This window comes from Zunongwangia pacifica (assembly GCF_023499215.1).
GTDB classification, from domain to species: domain Bacteria; phylum Bacteroidota; class Bacteroidia; order Flavobacteriales; family Flavobacteriaceae; genus Zunongwangia; species Zunongwangia pacifica.
This window is the reverse complement of record NZ_JAKHSK010000003.1, coordinates 154299-174602: the sequence shown is the minus strand read 5'-3', so window position 1 is coordinate 174602 and position 20304 is coordinate 154299. Positions and strand designations below refer to the sequence as shown.

23 protein-coding genes are annotated in these 20304 nt (G+C 35.7%); 14 read left to right on the top strand and 9 right to left on the bottom strand.

All coding sequences use genetic code 11. The features are described from left to right. The first annotated feature begins 51 nt into the window (after positions 1-51). From L1967_RS03450 to L1967_RS03435, 4 genes are all read left to right on the top strand, one after another. Positions 52-420 (top strand): 6-phosphogluconate dehydrogenase, encoded by a 369-nt coding sequence (locus L1967_RS03450; RefSeq protein ID WP_249600326.1) that lies wholly within the window; start codon positions 52-54, stop codon positions 418-420. Then, positions 417-968, top strand: coding sequence for an acyl-CoA thioesterase (locus L1967_RS03445; protein WP_249600325.1), 552 nt, complete (start codon positions 417-419; stop codon positions 966-968). Before L1967_RS03450 ends, L1967_RS03445 begins: the two co-directional genes overlap by 4 nt. Before the next feature lie 2 nt (positions 969-970). Continuing rightward, the gene (locus L1967_RS03440) at positions 971-1921 is read left to right on the top strand and encodes a bile acid:sodium symporter family protein (protein WP_249600324.1); all 951 of its coding nucleotides are present in this window, start codon (positions 971-973) and stop codon (positions 1919-1921) included. 189 nt (positions 1922-2110) lie between these two features. Next, positions 2111-2566, top strand: coding sequence for a hypothetical protein (locus L1967_RS03435; RefSeq protein WP_249600323.1), 456 nt, complete (start codon positions 2111-2113; stop codon positions 2564-2566). A 15-nt stretch (positions 2567-2581) separates the two neighbouring features. On the opposite strand, the gene L1967_RS03430 is transcribed toward L1967_RS03435, so the two are convergent. From L1967_RS03430 to rpmH, 3 genes are all read right to left on the bottom strand, one after another. After that, positions 2582-2986, bottom strand: a complete 405-nt coding sequence (locus L1967_RS03430) for a DUF423 domain-containing protein (protein ID WP_249600322.1) — start codon at positions 2984-2986, stop codon at positions 2582-2584. A gap of 145 nt (positions 2987-3131) precedes the next feature. Then, complete coding sequence (gene carB, locus L1967_RS03425) at positions 3132-5984, bottom strand: carbamoyl-phosphate synthase large subunit (protein WP_249600321.1); 2853 nt, start codon at positions 5982-5984, stop codon at positions 3132-3134. Between the two features lie 103 nt (positions 5985-6087). Beyond that, positions 6088-6246, bottom strand: a complete 159-nt coding sequence (gene rpmH / locus L1967_RS03420) for a 50S ribosomal protein L34 (RefSeq protein WP_013071475.1) — start codon at positions 6244-6246, stop codon at positions 6088-6090. A 151-nt stretch (positions 6247-6397) separates the two neighbouring features. Here rpmH and L1967_RS03415 point away from each other — a divergent pair, with 151 nt between their 5' ends. Next, complete coding sequence (locus tag L1967_RS03415; RefSeq protein ID WP_249600320.1) at positions 6398-6913, top strand: DUF2892 domain-containing protein; 516 nt, start codon at positions 6398-6400, stop codon at positions 6911-6913. A 122-nt stretch (positions 6914-7035) separates the two neighbouring features. After that, complete coding sequence (locus tag L1967_RS03410; protein WP_249600319.1) at positions 7036-7785, top strand: TlpA family protein disulfide reductase; 750 nt, start codon at positions 7036-7038, stop codon at positions 7783-7785. 69 nt (positions 7786-7854) lie between these two features. On the opposite strand, the gene L1967_RS03405 is transcribed toward L1967_RS03410, so the two are convergent. The 3 genes from L1967_RS03405 to L1967_RS03395 are packed head-to-tail and all read right to left on the bottom strand — an operon-like array spanning position 7855 to position 10467. Beyond that, positions 7855-8781, bottom strand: coding sequence for a M28 family metallopeptidase (locus tag L1967_RS03405; RefSeq protein WP_249600318.1), 927 nt, complete (start codon positions 8779-8781; stop codon positions 7855-7857). A 26-nt stretch (positions 8782-8807) separates the two neighbouring features. Then, positions 8808-9752: a lytic transglycosylase domain-containing protein gene (locus L1967_RS03400; RefSeq protein ID WP_249600317.1), complete on the bottom strand. Its 945-nt coding sequence runs from the start codon at positions 9750-9752 to the stop codon at positions 8808-8810. A gap of 1 nt (position 9753) precedes the next feature. Further along, positions 9754-10467: an alpha/beta fold hydrolase gene (locus L1967_RS03395; RefSeq protein WP_249600316.1), complete on the bottom strand. Its 714-nt coding sequence runs from the start codon at positions 10465-10467 to the stop codon at positions 9754-9756. A gap of 213 nt (positions 10468-10680) precedes the next feature. On the opposite strand from L1967_RS03395, the gene L1967_RS03390 reads away from it, so the two are divergent. Together L1967_RS03390 and L1967_RS03385 are read left to right on the top strand one after the other, a co-directional pair. After that, on the top strand, positions 10681-11397 hold the full coding sequence (locus tag L1967_RS03390) for a pirin family protein (RefSeq protein ID WP_249600315.1): 717 nt from the start codon (positions 10681-10683) through the stop codon (positions 11395-11397). A 25-nt stretch (positions 11398-11422) separates the two neighbouring features. After that, complete coding sequence (locus tag L1967_RS03385; RefSeq protein WP_249600314.1) at positions 11423-11764, top strand: N-acetyltransferase; 342 nt, start codon at positions 11423-11425, stop codon at positions 11762-11764. On the opposite strand, the gene mtaB is transcribed toward L1967_RS03385, so the two are convergent. After that, entirely contained in the window at positions 11761-13092 is a 1332-nt protein-coding gene (gene mtaB / locus L1967_RS03380; RefSeq protein ID WP_249600313.1) for a tRNA (N(6)-L-threonylcarbamoyladenosine(37)-C(2))-methylthiotransferase MtaB, read from the bottom strand. The two genes, L1967_RS03385 and mtaB, sit on opposite strands and share 4 nt — an antisense overlap. A gap of 510 nt (positions 13093-13602) precedes the next feature. Here mtaB and L1967_RS03375 point away from each other — a divergent pair. The 3 genes from L1967_RS03375 to L1967_RS03365 all read left to right on the top strand — a co-directional run bounded on the left by L1967_RS03375 (position 13603) and on the right by L1967_RS03365 (position 15199). Further along, positions 13603-14400, top strand: a complete 798-nt coding sequence (locus L1967_RS03375; RefSeq protein ID WP_249600312.1) for a HipA family kinase — start codon at positions 13603-13605, stop codon at positions 14398-14400. Then, positions 14378-14761 (top strand): DUF3037 domain-containing protein, encoded by a 384-nt coding sequence (locus L1967_RS03370; protein ID WP_249600311.1) that lies wholly within the window; start codon positions 14378-14380, stop codon positions 14759-14761. Before L1967_RS03375 ends, L1967_RS03370 begins: the two co-directional genes overlap by 23 nt. A 174-nt stretch (positions 14762-14935) precedes the next feature. After that, the gene (locus L1967_RS03365; protein WP_249600310.1) at positions 14936-15199 is read left to right on the top strand and encodes a hypothetical protein; all 264 of its coding nucleotides are present in this window, start codon (positions 14936-14938) and stop codon (positions 15197-15199) included. A gap of 70 nt (positions 15200-15269) precedes the next feature. Here L1967_RS03365 and L1967_RS03360 read toward each other — a convergent pair whose 3' ends face one another. Beyond that, positions 15270-16442, bottom strand: a complete 1173-nt coding sequence (locus L1967_RS03360; RefSeq protein WP_249600309.1) for a GlmU family protein — start codon at positions 16440-16442, stop codon at positions 15270-15272. A gap of 142 nt (positions 16443-16584) precedes the next feature. Next, complete coding sequence (locus L1967_RS03355) at positions 16585-16842, bottom strand: type B 50S ribosomal protein L31 (RefSeq protein ID WP_249600308.1); 258 nt, start codon at positions 16840-16842, stop codon at positions 16585-16587. 148 nt (positions 16843-16990) lie between these two features. Between L1967_RS03355 and L1967_RS03350 the strand changes: the two genes are divergently transcribed. The 3 genes from L1967_RS03350 to L1967_RS03340 all read left to right on the top strand — a co-directional run bounded on the left by L1967_RS03350 (position 16991) and on the right by L1967_RS03340 (position 20302). After that, a complete protein-coding gene (locus L1967_RS03350) occupies positions 16991-17530 on the top strand; it encodes a DUF4199 domain-containing protein (RefSeq protein ID WP_249600307.1) in 540 nt (179 codons plus the stop codon). Positions 17531-17543: 13 nt separating this feature from the next. After that, complete coding sequence (locus L1967_RS03345; RefSeq protein ID WP_249600306.1) at positions 17544-18503, top strand: glycosyltransferase family 2 protein; 960 nt, start codon at positions 17544-17546, stop codon at positions 18501-18503. A 68-nt stretch (positions 18504-18571) separates the two neighbouring features. Continuing rightward, positions 18572-20302, top strand: coding sequence for a phospho-sugar mutase (locus tag L1967_RS03340; protein WP_249600305.1), 1731 nt, complete (start codon positions 18572-18574; stop codon positions 20300-20302). The last annotated feature ends 2 nt before the right edge of the window (positions 20303-20304 follow it).

The following is a 20304-nucleotide window of genomic DNA, read 5'->3' as shown; positions in this document are numbered from 1 at the left end:
TTTGATTACAGACAACACTTTTTATTGCTAAACAGCGTTTATTTTTTTTGAATGAAGAAGATACTTTTTTATATCCTTGGCGGAATTTTTGTTTTATTTTTACTGTATTATGCCTTTGCTTATTTTGCAACCTACAGTGAAGGAACCCGAACGGGTGAACTTATTAAATTCAGTAAAAAAGGCGTCGTTTTTAAAACCTGGGAAGGTGAAATTAGCCAGGGAATTAGCGGTGCCCAAATTTTTAGTTTTTCAGTATTAAAAGAAGATAAAGACGTTGTAACAGCCTTACAGGAAAACGAAGGTAACTATGTAAAACTTTATTACGTAGAACGTTATGCCACCTTCCTTTTTTGGGGTGACAGTAAATATTTTGTCACCAAAGTAGAAGAAGCAAAATCCCCACATTTTAGAGATAGATGACAGAACAAAAAAAATTTAAACGAGTAGAAGAATCCCAGGTAACCATATCTGAATTAATGTTACCTAACCGATCCAACTTTAATGGCAAAATACACGGTGGCTATATCTTGTCACTTTTAGACCAAATCGCTTTTGCATGTGCTTCTAAACATTCAGCCGCCTATTGTGTGACTGCAAGTGTAGATACGGTAGATTTTTTGGCCCCTATAGAAATTGGTGAATTACTTACCATGAAGGCATCTGTAAATTATGTTGGCAGAAGTTCTATGGTGATAGGAATTCGGGTGGAAACCGAGAATATCCAAACCGGAGAAAAAAAGCACTGTAATTCGTCTTATTTCACCATGGTCGCAAAAGACGACAGCGGTAAATCGGTAGAAGTTCCTGGCTTAATTTTAGATAACGATCACGACATTCGTAGATTTACAAAGAGCATCAAAAGGATAAACTACAAGAAAAAACGCACCAGTCAGTTTGATGAAACCGATTTTGTTTCAGAAAATTATCTGCATTTATTAGAAGATTATAAGGTGATTATTGAGCGATAATTATGAAAATAAACGGATTTATAGTTTCGCTTTTTGGCGTTATCTTACTGGCTTATTTACTTCCGCAGGGAAATGATTTATTACCATTAAAAACCATCACAGATATTGGTATTGGTTTAATATTTTTTTTCTACGGATTAAAATTAGCTCCACAAGAGCTCAAATTAGGCCTTTTAAACTACAAAGTACACATTATTGTACAACTTACCACTTTTGTAGTTTTTCCGCTACTAGCCATCGCTTATTTACCTTTATTTGAACAGGGCAAAGATTCTGAATTATGGACGGCTATTTTCTTTTTAGCCACGTTACCGTCTACCGTAAGTTCCTCGATTGTAATGGTTGCTTTAGCCAAAGGGAATTTACCTACCGCCATATTTAATGCCAGTTTATCTGGAATTATTGGCATTTTTGCTACCCCTATCTGGCTGAGCCTTATTTTAGGCAAAAGCGCCGATTTCCAGTTTATTGATGTCCTGGTTAAATTAGGCTGGCAAATATTGGCACCATTAATTTTGGGCTTGCTTTTGCAACGTTTCTTTGGTGATTGGGCCAGGAAAAACAGTAAAAAACTTGCCCTTTTTGACAAAGGGATTATCTTAATTATCGTGTATAGCAGTTTTAGCCACTCCTTTACTTCTAACTTATTTGAAACCATAGATTTAATGGGATTCCTACTATTAATATTGGGGGTTTTGGTGTTGTTTTTTGCTGTTTATTATCTAACTGCATTTGTGAGTAAACTTTTAAATTTATCTACAGAAGATAAAATCACCGCTCAATTTTGCGGCACCAAAAAATCATTGGTTCACGGTTCGGTTATGGTAAAAGTTATCTTCGGAAATGCCGCCAATACCGGCTTATTATTGCTGCCAATTATGCTTTTTCACTCTTCACAGCTTATTTTAATCGCCTATTTTGCTGAAAAATATAGAAATAGAGATGCAAATTGACGAATTATAAAACTGAATAACTACCTAGATGTAAGCCCACGAGGAATTAGATAGAAAAAAAATTTCAATTCCGGAGGCATCCTGATTGCTATCGGGACGGGGTATAAAACCTTTTGGCGGTGCCAATAAAATTTTGTTAAGCCATTGGCGTTTATGGAAAGACCCTTTACCTTTATAAAAAATTAAGACATGAAAACCAGACTACTTATCCTTGGCTTAAGTGGAATTTTAATTGTTTCCTGTAAAAACAATAAAGAGGAAGATACAACAAAAAATCAATCGGTTGTAGAGTCGCAACAACCCGAAGATAAAGAAGAAATTCCGGTGAAAATGTGTTATTTATATGCTTCAGAAAATGATACCATTAGTCTTAATATCGAAAAATTAGAGGAGGATATTTCTGGAAGTCTTGTTTACATGCTACATGAAAAAGATATAAATAGGGGTGAAATTTCAGGAACAATGAAAGGTGATACTCTTTTTGCTGATTACGAGTATATGAGTGAAGGTGAAAATTCGGTTAGACCCGTAATGTTTCTAAAAAGAGATAATCAATTCATTGAAGGTTTCACTTCAGAAGATACCTCAGCCTATACATTTAATGAAGACTTTGCACTTACCAGAACCAATTGTGGCGTAAATTAAGCTGAGACACGGCTCTTATTGCGCCGGATTTAAATAGGTAGCAATTTCAGCAATATTGATTGTAAATAATATCCATCCGATTATCAGGAAAAGTCCGCCCAAAGGAGTTATGGGACCTAGAATTCGCATTTTTTTGCCGTTAGCATCACTTAACACCAGCCCATAAATACTAAAAGAAAATAATAACACCCCAATGACGAAGCACCAGCCTGTAATTTGCTGGGACACTTCCCTAAACGGAAATGCAATAGCTGTCACAATAAGGATCAAAGCGTGATACATTTGGTATCTTACGCCAGTCTCAAAACTTTTTTGTTGCTCTTCAGATAATTTCTTTTTTAAGGCGTGGGCTCCAAAAGCGCCAAAGATCACTGCTAAAGTTCCATACACTCCTCCAATTATTAAAAAAAGCTCTTTCATTCTTTATAAAATTGATTCCGTTTTTATCGAATTTCAGGATAAATTCAGTATTAAATATTCTTCAAAATAAAAAATCCTCTGTAAAATTCAGTTTAAATAAAACTTAAAATTACAGAGGATAATTAAAACTATGAACTAAACTATATTATTTGCTCAGATACATTTTTCGGCGCGTATAAAGATTGTAGAAATCATCGTCTTTTAGATCTTTGATAAACAGAATGCTTTCTCCAGTACTCTTCATCTCTGGCCCCAATTGCTTATTCACTTTATGGAACTTTTCAAAAGAGAACACCGGTTGTTTAATCGCGTAGCCATCTAGTTTAGGGTTAAAATTAAAATCTTTAACCTTCTTATCCCCTAACATTACCTTAGTCGCGTAATTTACGTAAGGCTCTTTATAGGCTTTGGCAATAAATGGTACTGTTCTGGAAGCCCTTGGATTTGCTTCGATAATGTAAACTTTATCTTCTTTTATCGCAAACTGAATATTGATTAAGCCAACGGTATTTAATGCCAGTGCAATTTTCTTAGTATGATCTTTTATTTGCTGAATCACCAAATCGCCAAGTGTAAAAGGAGGCAATAGCGCATTTGAATCTCCTGAATGGATTCCACAAGGCTCGATATGCTCCATAATACCAATAATGTACACATCTTCACCATCGCAAATCGCATCGGCCTCAGCCTCAATCGCTCCGTCTAAATAATGATCCAGCAATAATTTGTTATTTGGAATTTTACGAAGAAGATCGACTACGGTTTCTTCTAATTCCTGCTTATTGATTACGATTTTCATTCCTTGTCCTCCAAGCACATAAGAAGGACGAACCAAAATAGGGAAATCTAACTGATCTGCTAATTTAAGAGCTTCTTCAGCATTCTCTGCGGTTCCAAATTCAGGATAAGGAATATCATTTCTCTGAAGTAAGGTAGAGAAACTACCACGGTCTTCGGCAAGATCCAGTGCTTCATAGCTGGTTCCTATAATCTTAATTCCGTAGCGCTCTAATTTTTCAGCAAGTTTTAAAGCGGTTTGCCCACCAAGCTGCACAATTACGCCTTCTGGCTTTTCATGCCTGATGATATCGTAAATATGTTCCCAGAATACCGGCTCAAAATATAATTTATCTGCTACATCAAAATCTGTAGAAACCGTTTCTGGGTTACAGTTAATCATAATGGTTTCGTAACCACATTCTGCTGCGGCTAAAACTCCGTGTACACAACTGTAATCAAATTCGATTCCCTGTCCAATTCTATTGGGTCCAGATCCTAATACCACAATCTTTTTACGATCGGTAACTACACTTTCGTTAGCAGTGTACCGCTTACCATCGGTAGTTTCAATATCTGCTTCAAAAGTAGAGTAATAATAAGGTGTTTCTGCCTTAAATTCTGCCGCACAGGTATCTACCAGCTTATAAACACGGTTAATATTTAATTCACTACGTTTATTATAAACTTCACTTTCCAGGCATTTAACCATATAAGCAATTTGCCGGTCTGCAAAACCTTTTTGTTTTGCTTCTAACATTAAATCTTTTGGAAGTGAATTGATATCGTAGGTACTTATTTCTTTTTCCAGCATATAAAGTTCCTCATATTGCTTAAGGAACCACATATCGATTTTGGTAATTTCATGGATTCGGCTTAAAGGAATTCCTGCCTGGATGGCGTCATAAATTACAAATACACGATCCCAGCTGGCATGCGTAAGCTTCTCGATAATCTCATCGTATTTGGTATATCCTTTACCATCGGCTCCAAGACCATTTCTCTTAATCTCCAGAGATTGTGTTGCTTTATGCAACGCTTCCTGGAAAGAACGGCCAATCCCCATAACTTCTCCTACTGCTTTCATTTGCAGTCCTAAAGTTCTGTCTGAACCTTCAAACTTATCAAAATTCCAGCGAGGAATTTTTACGATCACATAATCTAAAGACGGCTCAAATAAAGCTGAAGTAGATTGTGTAATCTGGTTATCCAATTCGTCTAAAGTATAACCTAGTGCTAACTTGGTTGCAATTTTTGCAATTGGATATCCTGTTGCTTTAGATGCCAATGCCGAAGATCTGGATACACGAGGGTTAATTTCGATGGCATAAATTTCTTCTTTCTCATCTGGGCTTACCGCAAACTGTACGTTACATCCACCGGCAAAGTCACCAATACTACGCATCATTTTTATAGCAAGATCACGCATTCTCTGGAAAGCACTATCGCTAAGTGTCATAGCAGGAGCCACAGTGATAGAGTCTCCCGTATGAATTCCCATAGGATCCATATTCTCGATAGTACAGATAATTACCACATTATCGTTTTTATCGCGAAGTAATTCTAATTCGTATTCTTTCCAACCAAGAAGGGCTTTATCGATAAGAACCTCGTGAATTGGAGAAGCCTCCAGACCACGAGTAAGCATTTCGTCGAAATCTTCGGCTTTATGAACAAAACCTGCTCCACTACCTCCCAACGTAAAGGAAGCTCTAATCACTAACGGAAAACCAAATTCCTGGGCAACCTCTTTGCCCTGAAGATAAGAAGTTACTGTTTTTGCAGGAGCTACAGGAATATTTATACGCTCCATTAATTGTTTAAACTTTTCCCTATCTTCCGTAATATTAATGGCGTCGATATCTACACCAATAAGTTTTACATTGTAATCCTTCCAGATTCCTTTATCATCAGCTTCAATACATAGGTTTAATGCGGTTTGCCCTCCCATTGTTGGCAGTACAGCATCAATATTAGGATGCGCCTCTAGAATTTCTATAATAGATTTGGTGGTAAGCGGCTTAAGATACACATGATCTGCCATAGAAGGATCTGTCATAATCGTAGCCGGGTTAGAGTTGATTAGAATCGTCTCTATACCGTCTTCACGCAAAGATCTAAGTGACTGTGTTCCTGAATAATCAAATTCACAGGCCTGTCCGATCACAATCGGTCCAGAACCAATAATCAAAATACTTTTAAGATTGTTGTTTTTGGGCATTTTAAATTGTGTTGTGGTGGTATAAATGTAAGAAGCTATTAGATATAAAAAAAGGCGTTACTAAAAAAGTAACACCTTTAATATTTTAAATCACTAACTATCATTAGTGTTTATGTCTGTTTTCAGAAGATACAGATAATTTCTTTCTACCTTTTGCTCTTCTTCTAGCAAGGACTTTTCTACCGTTCACACTAGCCATACGCTCTCTAAATCCGTGCTTATTTTTTCTTTTTCTCTTAGATGGTTGAAACGTTCTTTTCATTTTACTGTATCTTTAATCTTCTGTGAAATCTTTTTATTGCTCTTTTTAAAACTGCGTGCAAATATACAAAGCTTTTTAACTCTTCCAAATAGAAAATTAAATTATTTTTAAATCTTTTTATTACCTTTGGCGGCTCAAAAATCAATGCATTATGTTCAATAAAAATATAAAGTTAGTATTAGCAGGATTAGTTTTAGCTGCAGCCGTTTGGCAATTTATCGAAGGATATATTGGGAATGGGATTATGCTTATTCTATTAGCAGGTATCTTTATATTTTTATATTTTAAAAATGAGATCATCCTTTTAGCATTTTTAAGACTTCGGAAGCAAGACTTCCCCGGTGCTAAGAAATGGTTAGATAAAATTAAAAATCCAGAAGCTGCACTTACTAAAAAGCAACAGGGCTATTATTGGTATTTACACGGGTTAATGGTTTCTCAAACCAACATCACCCAGGCCGAAAAACACTTCAAAAAAGCTATAAAATTGGGATTATCAATGGATCACGATCTTGCTATGGCCAAACTAAACCTTGCTGGTATAGCGATGACCAAAAGAAGAAAGCGTGAAGCCACCAACCTATTGGCTGAAGCTAAAAAGCTAGATAAACATGGTATGCTTACCGACCAGATAAGGATGATGAAGCAACAAATGAAAAAAATATAAATTCTTATTAAATTTCCAGTATTACTTATCGGCCAATAATTTTGCTCTTGGTCGATAATATTTCATATTGCAGTAAGTATTGCTTATTTTTGAAAAGACCTAACTATTCGTCTTAACCACCAATGAAGCAATCACTATGTGCCATATTGATTTCTCTGTTATTTAATACCTATTTCCTTTCTGCTCAGGAAACGAAAACCGACAGTATTAAAGATAAAGACAAAGTGTTTTTTAGCGAGGCTTTAGCATTACATTTAGCCGATTATAACGATAAAGCTAACTTTGCTTACAGAAAGAGAGATTTTAAGGAAGCGCAACGTTTATTTGATTCTGTAACGGTAAACCATCTAGCAGGATCTTACATTAACAATTTTAAGTTTAACACCTTAAAAGGTAAAGAAGTTCATCTTTACGATTTCGATAAATCAATTTATTTGATTACTTATGCTTCCTGGTGTATTCCTGGCAAAGGTGCTATTCCTGCCATAAACGAGATTGCAAAAAAATACAAAGATCAAATTCAGATTGTTGTTTTATTTTGGGATACACGGGATAAAGTAAAAAAGGTCTCGAAAGAATTTAATGGTGATGTCAAAATTGTTTACGTAGACGAAACACAGAACAAATCGCCTTATGTCGTGAAACAATTAAAGCATTCACTTGGGCTTCCTACTTGTTTTCTTATCAATAAAGATAAAAGAATAGAAGATATTACCAGATATACAGCTGTAGCTTATGGAACCCCTATCGAAAATGCTTTGAAGAAAAACTTCAACCAGATTGATGAAGGGATCACCAGTTACCTTATAAATTATGAGGATACTGAATTAATGAAATCACGACTAGCTTCCAGAAAAGATAAAAAGGAATAATATCCTGAAAAAATTGTCCTAAAATAGGATCGTATTATAAACTAAAAACGAGCCTTAATAATACCCGTTTTAATCATCTTGAGGTATAAATTTCATTTCTCGCTTAGAGTTCGCAATTGCCATTAAAGCATTATAAATATAATTCGCTACTTTTACTTCTCCAGCCAGATTTAAATTTTCAATATCGTCTGTAGGTTTATGATAATGATCATGCCCACCGGTATGTATTCCCAATACAGATATGCCTTTATCATAGAAGGAAACATGATCTGATCCTGCCACAGATCCTGCATGAACTATTGGCTTAACATGATTGGGCATACCTAAACTATCCATTAATTGCATACCACCGGGAAAAGTACCGGCACCCCCCATGTAAACATGATTTTGCTCATTTAAATGTCCAACCATATCCATATTTATCATCAACTTAACACTATCCAAAGCTACGGTTGGATGATTTACAAAATAGGAACTACCAAGTAACCCCTGTTCTTCAGCTCCAAAAGCGATAAATAAGATGCTCCTTTTTAATAATTTTTGGTTGGCTTTAACCTTTTCTGCTATTTCTAATAAAGCAGCAGTACCGCTAGCATTATCATCTGCTCCATTGTAAATTGATCCTTCACGTACTCCTAAATGATCATAATGAGCTCCTAAAATAATAATTTCATTTTTCAATATAGGATCATTACCTTCAATAAATCCTATAACATTGCAGGTTTTCACTTCAGAATTATCAGCTTTTAAGCGTGCCGTAAATTCCTGAAATTGGGAAAAAATTCCATTAGAAGTAAAATCCTTTTTTATATAATCTACTACCATTTTATTTTCTACAGTTCCAGGAAATCTGCCTTTTAATGAATCATTTGCTAAAAACTGAATATGCTCTTCCAATTCCTGTTTCGTAATTTCTTCTTGAGAAAAAATAGAACCAACCGGAGTTATAATAAATAGAAAAACAAGCACAATTGAGGAATTTATTTTTGAAATCATAATAGTTAGAATGATAAATCGGTGGACTATTTGTAATAACCTTCTTCGGGTATATCTATGTAATACGCTTTCCCTGAAGTATTATTTAAATGTGCTTCGCGCAACCAAGGATTATGGATTTTTAAAATCTTATAGTTAATTCCGTATTTGGCAGCAAAATCTGGAAAATCATTTACAGCGGTATCTACTTTTACCTTTTTGGTAGGAATATGTTTGTAAAGATCTGATTCTTCAAATTTAAATCCATATTCGTAAGGATTAGACATAATTTCTTTTAAAGCTAAAATCCTGAACATATAACGACCAGTCTCCTCCCCTAACAACAAATCGTAATAATCTGTTACTTTTTGTCGTTCCTGTTGTCTGGCTATTCCTGCCCTACCGGCATTATAAGCCGCTGCTGCCAACGTCCAGCTTCCAAAATCTCTTTTAGACTCCTTTAAATACTGGCATGCCGCTCTGGTTGCTTTTTCAATATGATAACGTTCATCTACATTGCTATTAATTTCCAGCCCTAAATCACGCCCTGTTCCCTTTAACAACTGCCAAAAACCAACGGCATTTGCCGGACTTACGGCCTGCGTTAATCCGCTTTCTATAACCGCTAAATATTTAAAATCATTGGGGACTCCTTCTTCTTTTAAAATAGGTTCAATAACAGGAAAGTATTTATTGGCACGTTTCATTAAAAGTAATGCGTTAGACTGCCAATAGGTATTTACCAGCAACTCACGATCTAAGCGTTCATAAACATCTGGATCTGTTAAGGGCACCGATTCTCCTGCGAAATTGATATTTTCTGGAACACTTAATGCTTTAATCGTATACACCTTAGCAACATTCTTGTCGAAAGTTTCCTGATAAACTTCTTTGTGTTCTTCCTGAATATCGGGACGCTGTACAGCCTCTGTTATTGCAAAAAAGACGGTTGCGGCTCCAACAACTATTAGCCCTGTTTTTAATATTTTCATGTTATATTTTAACAATTTTCGGATTATTCTCTACTGCTTCTTTTCCTTTCAGAATCAATTCGGGCAGGTGGGTATTAAACCACCTGAACCGGTTAATTATCATCACATGCGTCCCTCCTTTTACCACGATGGCATCATTAATGTATTTAATAGGAAAGACGATATCTTTATCTCCATGTATATGAATAATCTCTGGGTTTATGGTACTACAATCCCAGTTTACCATATTCTGAATTGCCCACGAAAGATAATATTTATCGCGAATCGACAAGTACTGACGGTATAATTTTGCTCTTTTTTTAAGATAATCGTTTACAGCAATCTTTTCTAAGTGGTCTATATAGTCCAACAAACCAATAGGGAGTATTTTATACACACCGGTTTTGCTGGCAAACTTCATCTTTTTAGGCAGCTCATCTCTACACTTCACACTCGAAATAATTATTAATCGCCTAACTTTAATGTATTTTGCTATTTCCTGTACAATAACTCCGCCAAAAGACACGCCAATCAACACTATATTTTCATGATGAATATTTTCAATCAATCGTTTGGCATAATCTTGCATACTCTCGTTTTTAGCCGGAATAAGCCATGTTAACCAGTGAATTTTAAATTGATCTTCGGGTAACTCGATAAATTCAAAAATGGATGGATTGGCTGCCATCCCTGGCATAAAGTATACGTGAATCAGGTTGTTAGCGCTATCACTCATGTTAGTAAACCGCCATTACAGGCTTAAAAATTGTAATTTTACTCAATAATCGAGGTTAAATTTTTCGGCCCCATTCCAATCCAAATGGCTACCGGAACGGGATCAAGATATCTCGAAATGATTTTTTTGGTAAACGTCTCCCTGGATTGCCCAGAGAAATTTTACTTTCAAAAATAAGACTTAATTATTGGCTTACATAAAAGAAAAAGAAAAATGAAAAAGACAATTTATCCAGCAGATTTAAGAGGAAAAGCAGATTTTGGATGGCTTAATGCCCGCTACTCTTTCAGCTTCGCTAATTATTTTAATCCTAATAATGTTCATTTCGGACTTTTACGGGTGTTAAATGATGATTTAGTAAAAGGCGGAATGGGTTTTGGAACGCATCCTCACCAAAATATGGAAATAATAAGCATACCTTTACAGGGCGCTATTGCCCATAAAGATTCTATGGGAAATGCATCGACTATTAATGCAGGAGAGGTACAGGTAATGAGTGCCGGCACCGGTGTAGAACATAGTGAGTTTAACCCAAATTCTTCAGAAACATTAAACCTTTTACAAATCTGGATATTTCCTGAAAAAGAAAATGTAGAACCTAGATACGACCAGAAAAACTTTTCTGGATTATTGAGTCCAAATAAACTGGTAACCGTGGTAGGACCTAAAGGAAATGATTTTGAAAATGCCCTTTGGATCCATCAGCAAGCTTACCTGTCACTTGGGAATTTTGAACAAGGCACAGATTTTGCTTATACTATAAAAGGGAAAAATAGTGGTGTTTATGTATTTTTGATTGAAGGAGAAGCCAGCATCGACGGTGAAAAGCTGAATAAAAGAGATGCTATGGGAATTTCTGAAACCGAAAATTTCGAAGTATCTTTCAGTAAGGATAGTAAAATACTGCTTATTGAAGTCCCAATGAAATAGTAAAAACTTTCTGAATTCGGTAAAAATGAATATACCGAATTCAGAGTTAAACAATTATATGATGAATGAAGAGGATTTTAAAATTACCAACAATGAATTTTTAAGACAATTCGAAACTACTTTAAATGGCGAGTTGGCCATTATCGAGTATGCCGACCAGGAACGTAAAATTTTCCTCACCAAACTTAAAATGCCTAAGGGTTTTGATGATGAGGAAACCACCAACAAATTCATCGAGGCTGTTTTAGCTGAAATTAAAGAGAATACCAATTTTCGGGTGATGCCAACGCATCCCGATATCGCCAAATTTATGCGGCGTAACCGCAGAAAGTATAAGGATCTTTTACCGGTAGGAATTAATATTTAAGCGCTTACCGCTTCCTTTACGTATTCAAACCGTACAAGACCATCTTCGTCGATTTCAGTAAGCTGAATTTGATGAAGTGTATTTACAAGCTCCGGATTCCACGGGGCTTTCACTTTTACATAATTCTCGGTAAACCCATGTATATACCCTTCTTTGTTTTCGCCTTCAAAAAGAACAATATGAGTGGTTCCTAACTGACTTTCGTAAAATGCTCTACGTTTTTTAGCTGAAAGACCACGCAACATTTTGCTCCGTTTTTTACGGACCTTGGTGGAAACTACTCCGCTCATTTCAGCAGCAGGAGTGTTATCACGTTCAGAATAAGTAAAAACGTGTAAATAAGAAATATCAAGTTCGGTTAAAAAGGTATAGGTTTCCAGAAAATGCTCATCGGTCTCCCCTGGGAAACCAACAATTACATCTACCCCAATACAGGCGTTGGGCATCACTTTTTTAATTTGCGCAACACGATCTACATATAATTCACGTAAATAACGACGACGCATCAATTTAAGGATATCATTGCTACCACTTTGCAATGGAATATGAAAGTGTGGCACAAACGTATTGCTTTGGGATACAAAATCGATGGTTTCATTCTTCAGCAAATTCGGTTCGATAGAAGAAATTCGAAGTCTTTCGATCCCATCAACTTCATCTAAAGCTTTTACCAAATCTAAAAAAGTATGCTCATGCTTTTTATTTCCAAACTCGCCTTTCCCGTAATCCCCAATATTCACCCCGGTAAGCACGATTTCTTTAATGCCCTGTTCAGAAATTTCGGCCGCATTTTGTAAAACATTTTCTAGTTTATCACTTCGTGAAATTCCGCGTGCTAAAGGAATGGTACAATACGTACATTTATAATCACAACCATCCTGAACCTTTAGAAAAGCCCTGGTACGATCCCCTATAGAGTATGACCCCACGTAAAAATCGGCTTCCTGAATTTCGCAACTATGTACTTCTCCAAAATCGTTTTTAGAAAGGTCATTAAGATAATCGGTGATTTTAAATTTCTCGGTAGCTCCCAAAACAAGATCCACACCATCTACCGCAGCAAGCTCTTCGGGCTTCAACTGGGCATAACACCCCACCCCAACGATAAAAGCATCTTCATTAGTTTTTTGAGCCTGTTTTACGATGGTTTTAAAACGCTTATCGGCATTCTCGGTCACAGAACATGTATTGATTACATAAATATCTGCATACTCGTTAAATTCGACCTTCTGAAATCCTTCCTCCTGGAAAGACCTTGCAATTGTTGAAGTTTCAGAGAAATTTAATTTGCAACCTAGTGTATAAAAAGCAACTTTTTTATCTATCATTTTCCTGCTCTTTTTAGCAAAAACACGTTTTACCTTATTCGGGCTGCAAATATACTATCTAAAATTGGTTTACTAAAATTGGAAGGATTGTTTTAAAGTTTGTAAATCAATCGTTTAAAACATTTATATATTTTTTAAATAGATGTAATGAATTTTGACAATACTGTCACCCTGAACCTGCCCGTCCGGCAGGCGGACTTGATTCAGGGTCCCATACTCAAAATCTTGTTTTTTTTAAATCTGTATTAGATTCCGGATCAATTCCGATAGCTATCGGAACGGAATGACAAAAATCATTATTATTATAAATATAAGGATTCCATTATATTTATAATAATATCATAATTGAGAGGGTTTAAAAATTAGATATTTCCGAAGAAAGCAGACGCTAAAATCTCCAATTTCAGTATAGATATTTCTAAAACTGAAATATAAAAACTACTGCTATTTTCCACAATCATAGGTTTAAGAGCATTCAGAAAAATTTATATTTGCTGAAAATTAAAAGGGATGAGCAATAAGGCTTTTGAATTACGAACGGTGAATGTGATGCGTTACATCACACCATTACGAGAAGGTGGTTCTTTACCCGCGCTTGCCGATGCCGACGATGATTTTAAATATGTCATAAAATTTCGAGGTGCCGGGCATGGCAGTAAAGCTTTAATTGCCGACTTGATTGGGGGTGAAATTGCACGCTTTTTAGGTTTTAATGTTCCTGAAATTGTTTTTGCTCATCTGGATGAAGCGTTTGGAAGAACCGAAGGAGACGAAGAAATTCAGGATCTTTTAAAAGGAAGTCAGGGTTTAAATTTGGGACTTCATTTTTTATCTGGAGCCATTAATTATGATCCCGTAGTTACTGAAATTGATCCCGAAACCGCCTCGAAAATTGTCTGGCTGGATGCCTATTTAACCAATATCGATCGTACATTTAAAAATACCAATATGCTAAGCTGGCATAAAGAACTCTGGCTTATCGATCATGGTGCTTCGTTGTATTTTCATCATTCGTGGACCAATTGGGAAAAAACCGCGAAAACACCTTTTGCTTTTATCAAAGATCATGTGTTACTACCACAAGCCAGTAAAATTAAAGAGGCTGACCACGAGTTTAAGCAGCAATTGACTCCGGAAGTTTTACAAAATATCGTGAATTTAATTCCTGAAGATTGGTTACTTTGGGAAGGCGCCGATGAAACGCCTGCTGAAATTCGAGAAGTTTACCTGAATTTCTTAACAGTACGATTAACTCATTCTGAAATTTTCACAAAACAAGCGCAAGATGCAAGAGAATCACTTATATGAGTACGCCGTCATAAGAATCGTCCCTAAAGTAGAACGAGAAGAATTTATAAATGTGGGCGTTGGGATTTTTTCCAAAAGCACCCGCTATATCAACATGCGCTATCATTTGGATAACAAAAAACTAAAAACGATTTGCCCCGATTGTGATCCTGAAGAAATCCAAAAGAATTTAGAATCTTTTAAACGAATTTGTATAGGCGAAAAAGATTCCGGACCCATTGGGCAAATGGACGCCGCTTCTAGGTTTCGATGGCTAACTGCAACCCGTAGTTCAGTAATACAAACCTCCCAGACCCACCCCGGATTTAGCAAGGATCTGGAGAAAACTTTAGATTGCCTTTTTGAGGAATTGGTTTTGTAGAATTGAGACAAGAGACAAGAGACAAGAGACAAGAGACAAGAGACAAGAGACAAGAGACAAGAGACAAGAGACAAGAGACAAGAGACAAGAGACTTAAGATGTCTGATAATTTTAACGATCAAAAATTATGAGTCTAATTTCTAAGATCTATATTCTTTTTTCTAAATTTATAATATGAGTTTTGGAAGCGCCATAGCGGCAATTGTTAGTCAGCGTAACAATAGGAGAAAAAGGACTTCTCAGCTAGAACGCTATGCCGAAAAAACAGGGTCTAAACTTGGGAAACTTAGTGATTACGACAAGCTTTCTAAAGAAGAACTCAGCAAGTTAGGTCAAAAAATCAAAGCTGAAAATAACAAAAAGCGGCAAAGAGTTATCGCCTTTACCGCTGTAATTATGATTATTGTTCTTTCTATCTTCTGGTATTTAATGTTTTAGAGAAGATTTCTTTCATATTTAAAATATCTAGCTTCTAATATCTAAAAGCGAAGGGATCTAACATCTAATTTTAATATCTACGATACTTAGATGTTTCTTCAAATACATGTTCTAAAATCGCTTCATCCTGCTCGGTAAATTCCATTTTACGACGTTCTAAAACAAGCCTGGCGACTTCAAAAACTTTTTTGGTTTGGTAGGTGGTCATTCCCGAGCTTCCACCCCAGCTAAAACTGGGTATAAAATTTCGTGGATATCCCGTTCCAAAGATATTACAACTCACGCCAACCACTGTGCCGGTATTAAACATCGAATTGATTCCGCATTTACTATGATCGCCCATCATTAAACCACAAAATTGGAGTCCGGTTTTTGCAAAACCTTCTGTTTCATAATCCCAAAGACGGACTTCAGCGTAATTGTTTTTAAGATTAGAGTTATTGGTATCGGCACCTAAATTACACCATTCACCCAATACCGAATTTCCTAAATATCCCTCATGACCTTTATTGGAGTTTTGGAATAATACCGAATTATTAATCTCTCCTCCTGCCCTACTCCCGGGACCTATCGTTGTGGCTCCGTATATTTTAGCACCCATTTTCACGATAGCTTCTTCACCAATCGCAATAGGGCCACGAAAAAAGCAACCTTCCATCACCAAAGAATCTTTCCCAATATAAATTGGACCATTACTGGCGTTTAATGAGCAATTTTCAACAACAGCACCTTCTTCAATAAAAATATTTTCCGGATTTTTTACGTAATTCGAGGAATCTATAGGCTGAGATTCACGATCTTCAGTAATTAATTTAAAATCGAATTGAATCGCAATCCCATTTTTTGAAAATATATCCCAGGTATAGGCTAATTTAAGAACCTCTCCTGCAATTTCCAATTGTTTAAATGCTGTAAAATCGACCTCCTGATCTTCTTCGGCATAAAAAGCAACGATTTCTTCTCCATCAAAAATTGCTTCGTTTTTTTGCAGATTCTTCACCTGATCGATAAATGCTGAAGAAGGAAAATAAGCGGCATTAATCATCACATTTTCCTCAAATTCAACTAATGGCCACTTTTCGCTCAGGTAATCTTCGGTAATCGTTGATGTAGTACTACCAAGAATATATTCCCAGCGCTCGCGCATGGTTAATATACCGAATCTAATATCGGCTACCGGGCGGGTAAAGGTAAAAGGGAGTAACTGGTTTCTTACCGAACCATCAAAAAGTATATAATTCATTTCCGCACAAAATTTTTATAAAGTTAAAGCGAATTAGGTAAGTTTAAAGAAAATCAAGTTAAAATCAATGTAAAAAATAGGCATAAAAACAAAAAAAGGCTGCAAAAAGCAGCCTTACTATATATTCTTTAATCCAGAAAAATTACTTATTCTTCTTGAATTTAGCGTATTTATTCTTGAATTTGTCAATTCTACCAGCACTATCCACAAGCTTAGTCTGCCCGGTATAGTATGGATGAGAAGTTCTGGAAATCTCTAATTTGATTAATGGATATTCAGTACCTTCTACTTCAATAGTTTCTTTTGTCTTTGCGGTAGATTTTGTAATGAATACATCGTCGTTAGACATATCTTTAAATGCTACCAATCTATAATTTTCCGGATGGATTCCTTGCTTCATCGCTTTGATCTTTTAATTTTCAGGGTGCAAATTTAAACATTTTATTCATTAATACAATACCAATTAAAAATATTTTTTTATTTATCCCCTATGTAACGTTTTACTATATTTGCTTACTAACCGATAAATAACAAAATTAATCAAAAAAATGGAAAACTCTACTTCAGTTAAATCGGTTGCAGCTCCTTTTGGAATTTACATTGGTATATTTCTAAGTTTAGTCACTGTACTTGCTTATGCTTTCAATTTAGAACTATTTACAAAATGGTGGTTAGGTGTTCTTAATTTCCTTATCATTATCGCATTCTTAGTTGCGGCCGAGATAAAAACAAGAAAAGTTTTAGCGAATCCTGCTTTCTCCTTTAAAAATGCATTTATTGCTGCTTTTATTCCAATTGCAATTGGATTACTTATTAGTACTATTACAACTATAATTATTTTTAATTTTGTAGATTCAGAAGCAGCACAAACCGTAATGGAATATACGGCTGAAATGACCAGAAATATGATGGACAATTTTGGTGTTCCAGAAGCAGATATTAATAAAGCTGTTCAGGAAATAATGGAAAACAATCAATTTTCGTTATTAAATCAACTTAAATCATATGTATACCAATTGGCATTTTGGGCTGTAATTGGACTTATTCTGGCGTTAATTTTCAGAAAAAAAGATCCGCAAGCTTATTAGAAAATAAAATTTAATGCAGATTTCCGTAATTATACCTCTTCTTAATGAAGAGCAATCTTTAGCAGAATTATACAATTGGATCGCCAAAGTTATGCGATCCAATTCCTTTTCTTACGAGATCATTTTTATTGATGATGGCAGCACCGATGGTTCCTGGAAAACAATCGCTGCTATTGCCGATAAAGATAAAGCGGTTAAAGGCATAAAATTTAATCGTAATTATGGTAAATCTCAGGCGTTACATGCTGGCTTTTTAAAAGCAGAAGGCGATGTAGTGATTACCATGGATGCCGACCTTCAGGACAATCCTGATGAGATCCCGGAACTTTATAAAATGATTGCTGAAGAACAATATCAATTAGTTTCTGGATGGAAAAAAAAGCGATATGATTCTGTTTTAGCCAAAAATTTACCTTCAAAACTATTTAATGCCGCGGCAAGAAAGACTTCTGGATTAAAATTACACGATTTTAACTGTGGTTTAAAGGCCTACAACAAAGCGGTGGTAAAAAATATCGATGTGTATGGTGAAATGCATCGCTACATCCCTGTTTTAGCAAAAAATGCAGGATTTTATAGAATTACAGAAAAAGAAGTACAACACCAGGCCAGAAAATATGGAAAAACTAAATTTGGGGCTGAACGTTTTATTTTTGGCTTTCTGGATTTATTAACTATCTGGTTTTTATCTAAATTTGGTCGCCGCCCCATGCATTTATTTGGATCTTTGGGTGTTTTAATGTTTATCATCGGATTTTTTACGGCCGGATTTGTAGGATTTTCCAAGCTTTATAAAATGTATCATAACGAACCTAATATTTTAGTAGCGCTAAATCCTTGGTTCTACATTGCACTTACCGTGATGATTATAGGTTCCCAATTGTTTCTTGCAGGATTTGTTGGAGAACTGATATTGCGAAGTAAAAGGGATAAAGAACGTTATCTTATTACTAAAACTACAGAGAATTATTAAGTTTCAATATAGAAAATATTATTTTTGAACTCTATTTTGTGTTCACTACTAAAACTAAAACCAAAATTATGTCACAACCTAAACCTGAAATTTTAGCGAAAGCCAAAACCTGGCTTACCGATGTTTTTGATGAAGAAACTAAAAAGGAAATCAATAATCTTATAGAAAATAACCCTAAAGAATTAGAGGATAGCTTTTATAAAAATGCAGAATTTGGTACGGGTGGAATGCGCGGAGTGATGGGTGTTGGTACCAACCGAATCAACAAATATACCTTAGGTAAAAATACTCAGGGACTTTCTAACTTCTTAAAAAGAGAATTTTCAGGAGCATCTTTAAAGGTTGCCATCGCTTACGATTGTAGAAATAATAGTAAAGAACTGGCACAGGTAGTGGCGAATGTTTTTTCAGCAAATGACATCGAAGTATTTTTATTTTCAGATCTTAGGCCTACTCCAGAGCTTTCTTTTGCGGTAAAAGATCTTGATTGTCACTGCGGAATTGTTTTGACCGCCAGCCATAATCCACCAGAATACAACGGGTACAAAGTGTACTGGCAGGATGGTGGCCAATTGGTACCGCCACAGGACAAAGCTTTGGTTGAAGAAATTAACGGATTAGCATACGAAGCAATTAATTTTGATGCGAATACCGATTTAATTCACAAAATAGATAAAGATGTTGATGAAAAATTTATCGATGAATCGGTAAAAAATGGAAGCTTTGATACTTCAGCAGAAGCAAAGGCAAATTTAGGGATTGTTTTTACTTCTTTACACGGAACTTCAATCACCATGGTTCCGCCGGTATTAGAAAAAGCTGGATTTACCAATGTAACCATTGTGGAAGAGCAACGTGAACCAGACGGTAATTTTCCAACCGTAAAATCACCAAATCCAGAAGAGCCAGAAGCCTTAAAAATGGCCCTGGATATTGCTGAAGAAAAAGGTGCAGATATCGTAATAGGTACAGATCCTGATTGTGACCGACTAGGAATTGCCGTTAGAAACAGTGACAATAAACTTGAACTCTTGAACGGAAACCAAACCATGATCGTTATGACCTGGTTCCTGTTAGAGCAATGGAAAAAAGCTGATAAGATGGATGGCAACGAATTTATTGCCTCTACCATCGTTTCTACACCAATGCTTAAAAACCTTTCTGAAGCCTACGGAGTAGAATATAAAGAGGTGTTAACCGGTTTTAAATGGATCGCCAAATTAATAAAAGATCACCCAGAACTTGATTTTATTGGTGGTGGTGAAGAAAGTTTTGGTTATATGGTTGGCGATTTTGTTCGCGATAAAGATGCCGTGACCTCTACCCTATTAGCCTGTGAAATTTCAGCATTCTTAAAAGCTCAGGGAAGCTCGTTCTATAAAAAACTATTGGAACTTTATACTACTTACGGCTTATATAAAGAAGAATTAATTTCTTTGGTTAAAAAAGGAATTGAAGGGGAACAGGAAATCAAACAAATGCTTATCGACCTTAGGGAAAAACCATGGGAAACTATCGATGGTGAAAAAGTAGTTTTAGTAGAAGATTATCAATCTTCTATCGCTAAAAACCAAAATGACCATACCGAAACCCAGATCACTATACCAAAATCTAACGTACTTATTTATTATACTGAAGACGGAACCAAGATCGCAGCACGACCAAGTGGAACCGAGCCGAAGATCAAATTCTATTTCAGCGTAAATACTTCTTTAGAAAGTGTGAGTGATTTTGAAGACAAGAATAAAGAATTAAAAGAGAAAATCAGCCGAATTAAAGCTGAATTGCAATTAGGTTAAGT

Coding starts and splice junctions, on each gene's coding strand:
- L1967_RS03350 (WP_249600307.1), top strand. CDS start 16,991: ATGGAAAACTCTACTTCAGTTAAATCGGTTGCAGCTCCTTTTGGAATT.
- L1967_RS03405 (WP_249600318.1), bottom strand. CDS start 8,781: ATGATTTCAAAAATAAATTCCTCAATTGTGCTTGTTTTTCTATTTATT.
- L1967_RS03440 (WP_249600324.1), top strand. CDS start 971: ATGAAAATAAACGGATTTATAGTTTCGCTTTTTGGCGTTATCTTACTG.
- L1967_RS03345 (WP_249600306.1), top strand. CDS start 17,544: ATGCAGATTTCCGTAATTATACCTCTTCTTAATGAAGAGCAATCTTTA.
- L1967_RS03390 (WP_249600315.1), top strand. CDS start 10,681: ATGAAAAAGACAATTTATCCAGCAGATTTAAGAGGAAAAGCAGATTTT.
- L1967_RS03445 (WP_249600325.1), top strand. CDS start 417: ATGACAGAACAAAAAAAATTTAAACGAGTAGAAGAATCCCAGGTAACC.
- mtaB (WP_249600313.1), bottom strand. CDS start 13,092: ATGATAGATAAAAAAGTTGCTTTTTATACACTAGGTTGCAAATTAAAT.
- L1967_RS03370 (WP_249600311.1), top strand. CDS start 14,378: ATGCAAGAGAATCACTTATATGAGTACGCCGTCATAAGAATCGTCCCT.
- L1967_RS03430 (WP_249600322.1), bottom strand. CDS start 2,986: ATGAAAGAGCTTTTTTTAATAATTGGAGGAGTGTATGGAACTTTAGCA.
- L1967_RS03355 (WP_249600308.1), bottom strand. CDS start 16,842: ATGAAGCAAGGAATCCATCCGGAAAATTATAGATTGGTAGCATTTAAA.
- L1967_RS03395 (WP_249600316.1), bottom strand. CDS start 10,467: ATGAGTGATAGCGCTAACAACCTGATTCACGTATACTTTATGCCAGGG.
- L1967_RS03415 (WP_249600320.1), top strand. CDS start 6,398: ATGTTCAATAAAAATATAAAGTTAGTATTAGCAGGATTAGTTTTAGCT.
- L1967_RS03340 (WP_249600305.1), top strand. CDS start 18,572: ATGTCACAACCTAAACCTGAAATTTTAGCGAAAGCCAAAACCTGGCTT.
- L1967_RS03365 (WP_249600310.1), top strand. CDS start 14,936: ATGAGTTTTGGAAGCGCCATAGCGGCAATTGTTAGTCAGCGTAACAAT.
- L1967_RS03450 (WP_249600326.1), top strand. CDS start 52: ATGAAGAAGATACTTTTTTATATCCTTGGCGGAATTTTTGTTTTATTT.
- L1967_RS03375 (WP_249600312.1), top strand. CDS start 13,603: ATGAGCAATAAGGCTTTTGAATTACGAACGGTGAATGTGATGCGTTAC.
- L1967_RS03360 (WP_249600309.1), bottom strand. CDS start 16,442: ATGAATTATATACTTTTTGATGGTTCGGTAAGAAACCAGTTACTCCCT.
- carB (WP_249600321.1), bottom strand. CDS start 5,984: ATGCCCAAAAACAACAATCTTAAAAGTATTTTGATTATTGGTTCTGGA.
- L1967_RS03410 (WP_249600319.1), top strand. CDS start 7,036: ATGAAGCAATCACTATGTGCCATATTGATTTCTCTGTTATTTAATACC.
- L1967_RS03400 (WP_249600317.1), bottom strand. CDS start 9,752: ATGAAAATATTAAAAACAGGGCTAATAGTTGTTGGAGCCGCAACCGTC.
- L1967_RS03435 (WP_249600323.1), top strand. CDS start 2,111: ATGAAAACCAGACTACTTATCCTTGGCTTAAGTGGAATTTTAATTGTT.
- rpmH (WP_013071475.1), bottom strand. CDS start 6,246: ATGAAAAGAACGTTTCAACCATCTAAGAGAAAAAGAAAAAATAAGCAC.
- L1967_RS03385 (WP_249600314.1), top strand. CDS start 11,423: ATGAATATACCGAATTCAGAGTTAAACAATTATATGATGAATGAAGAG.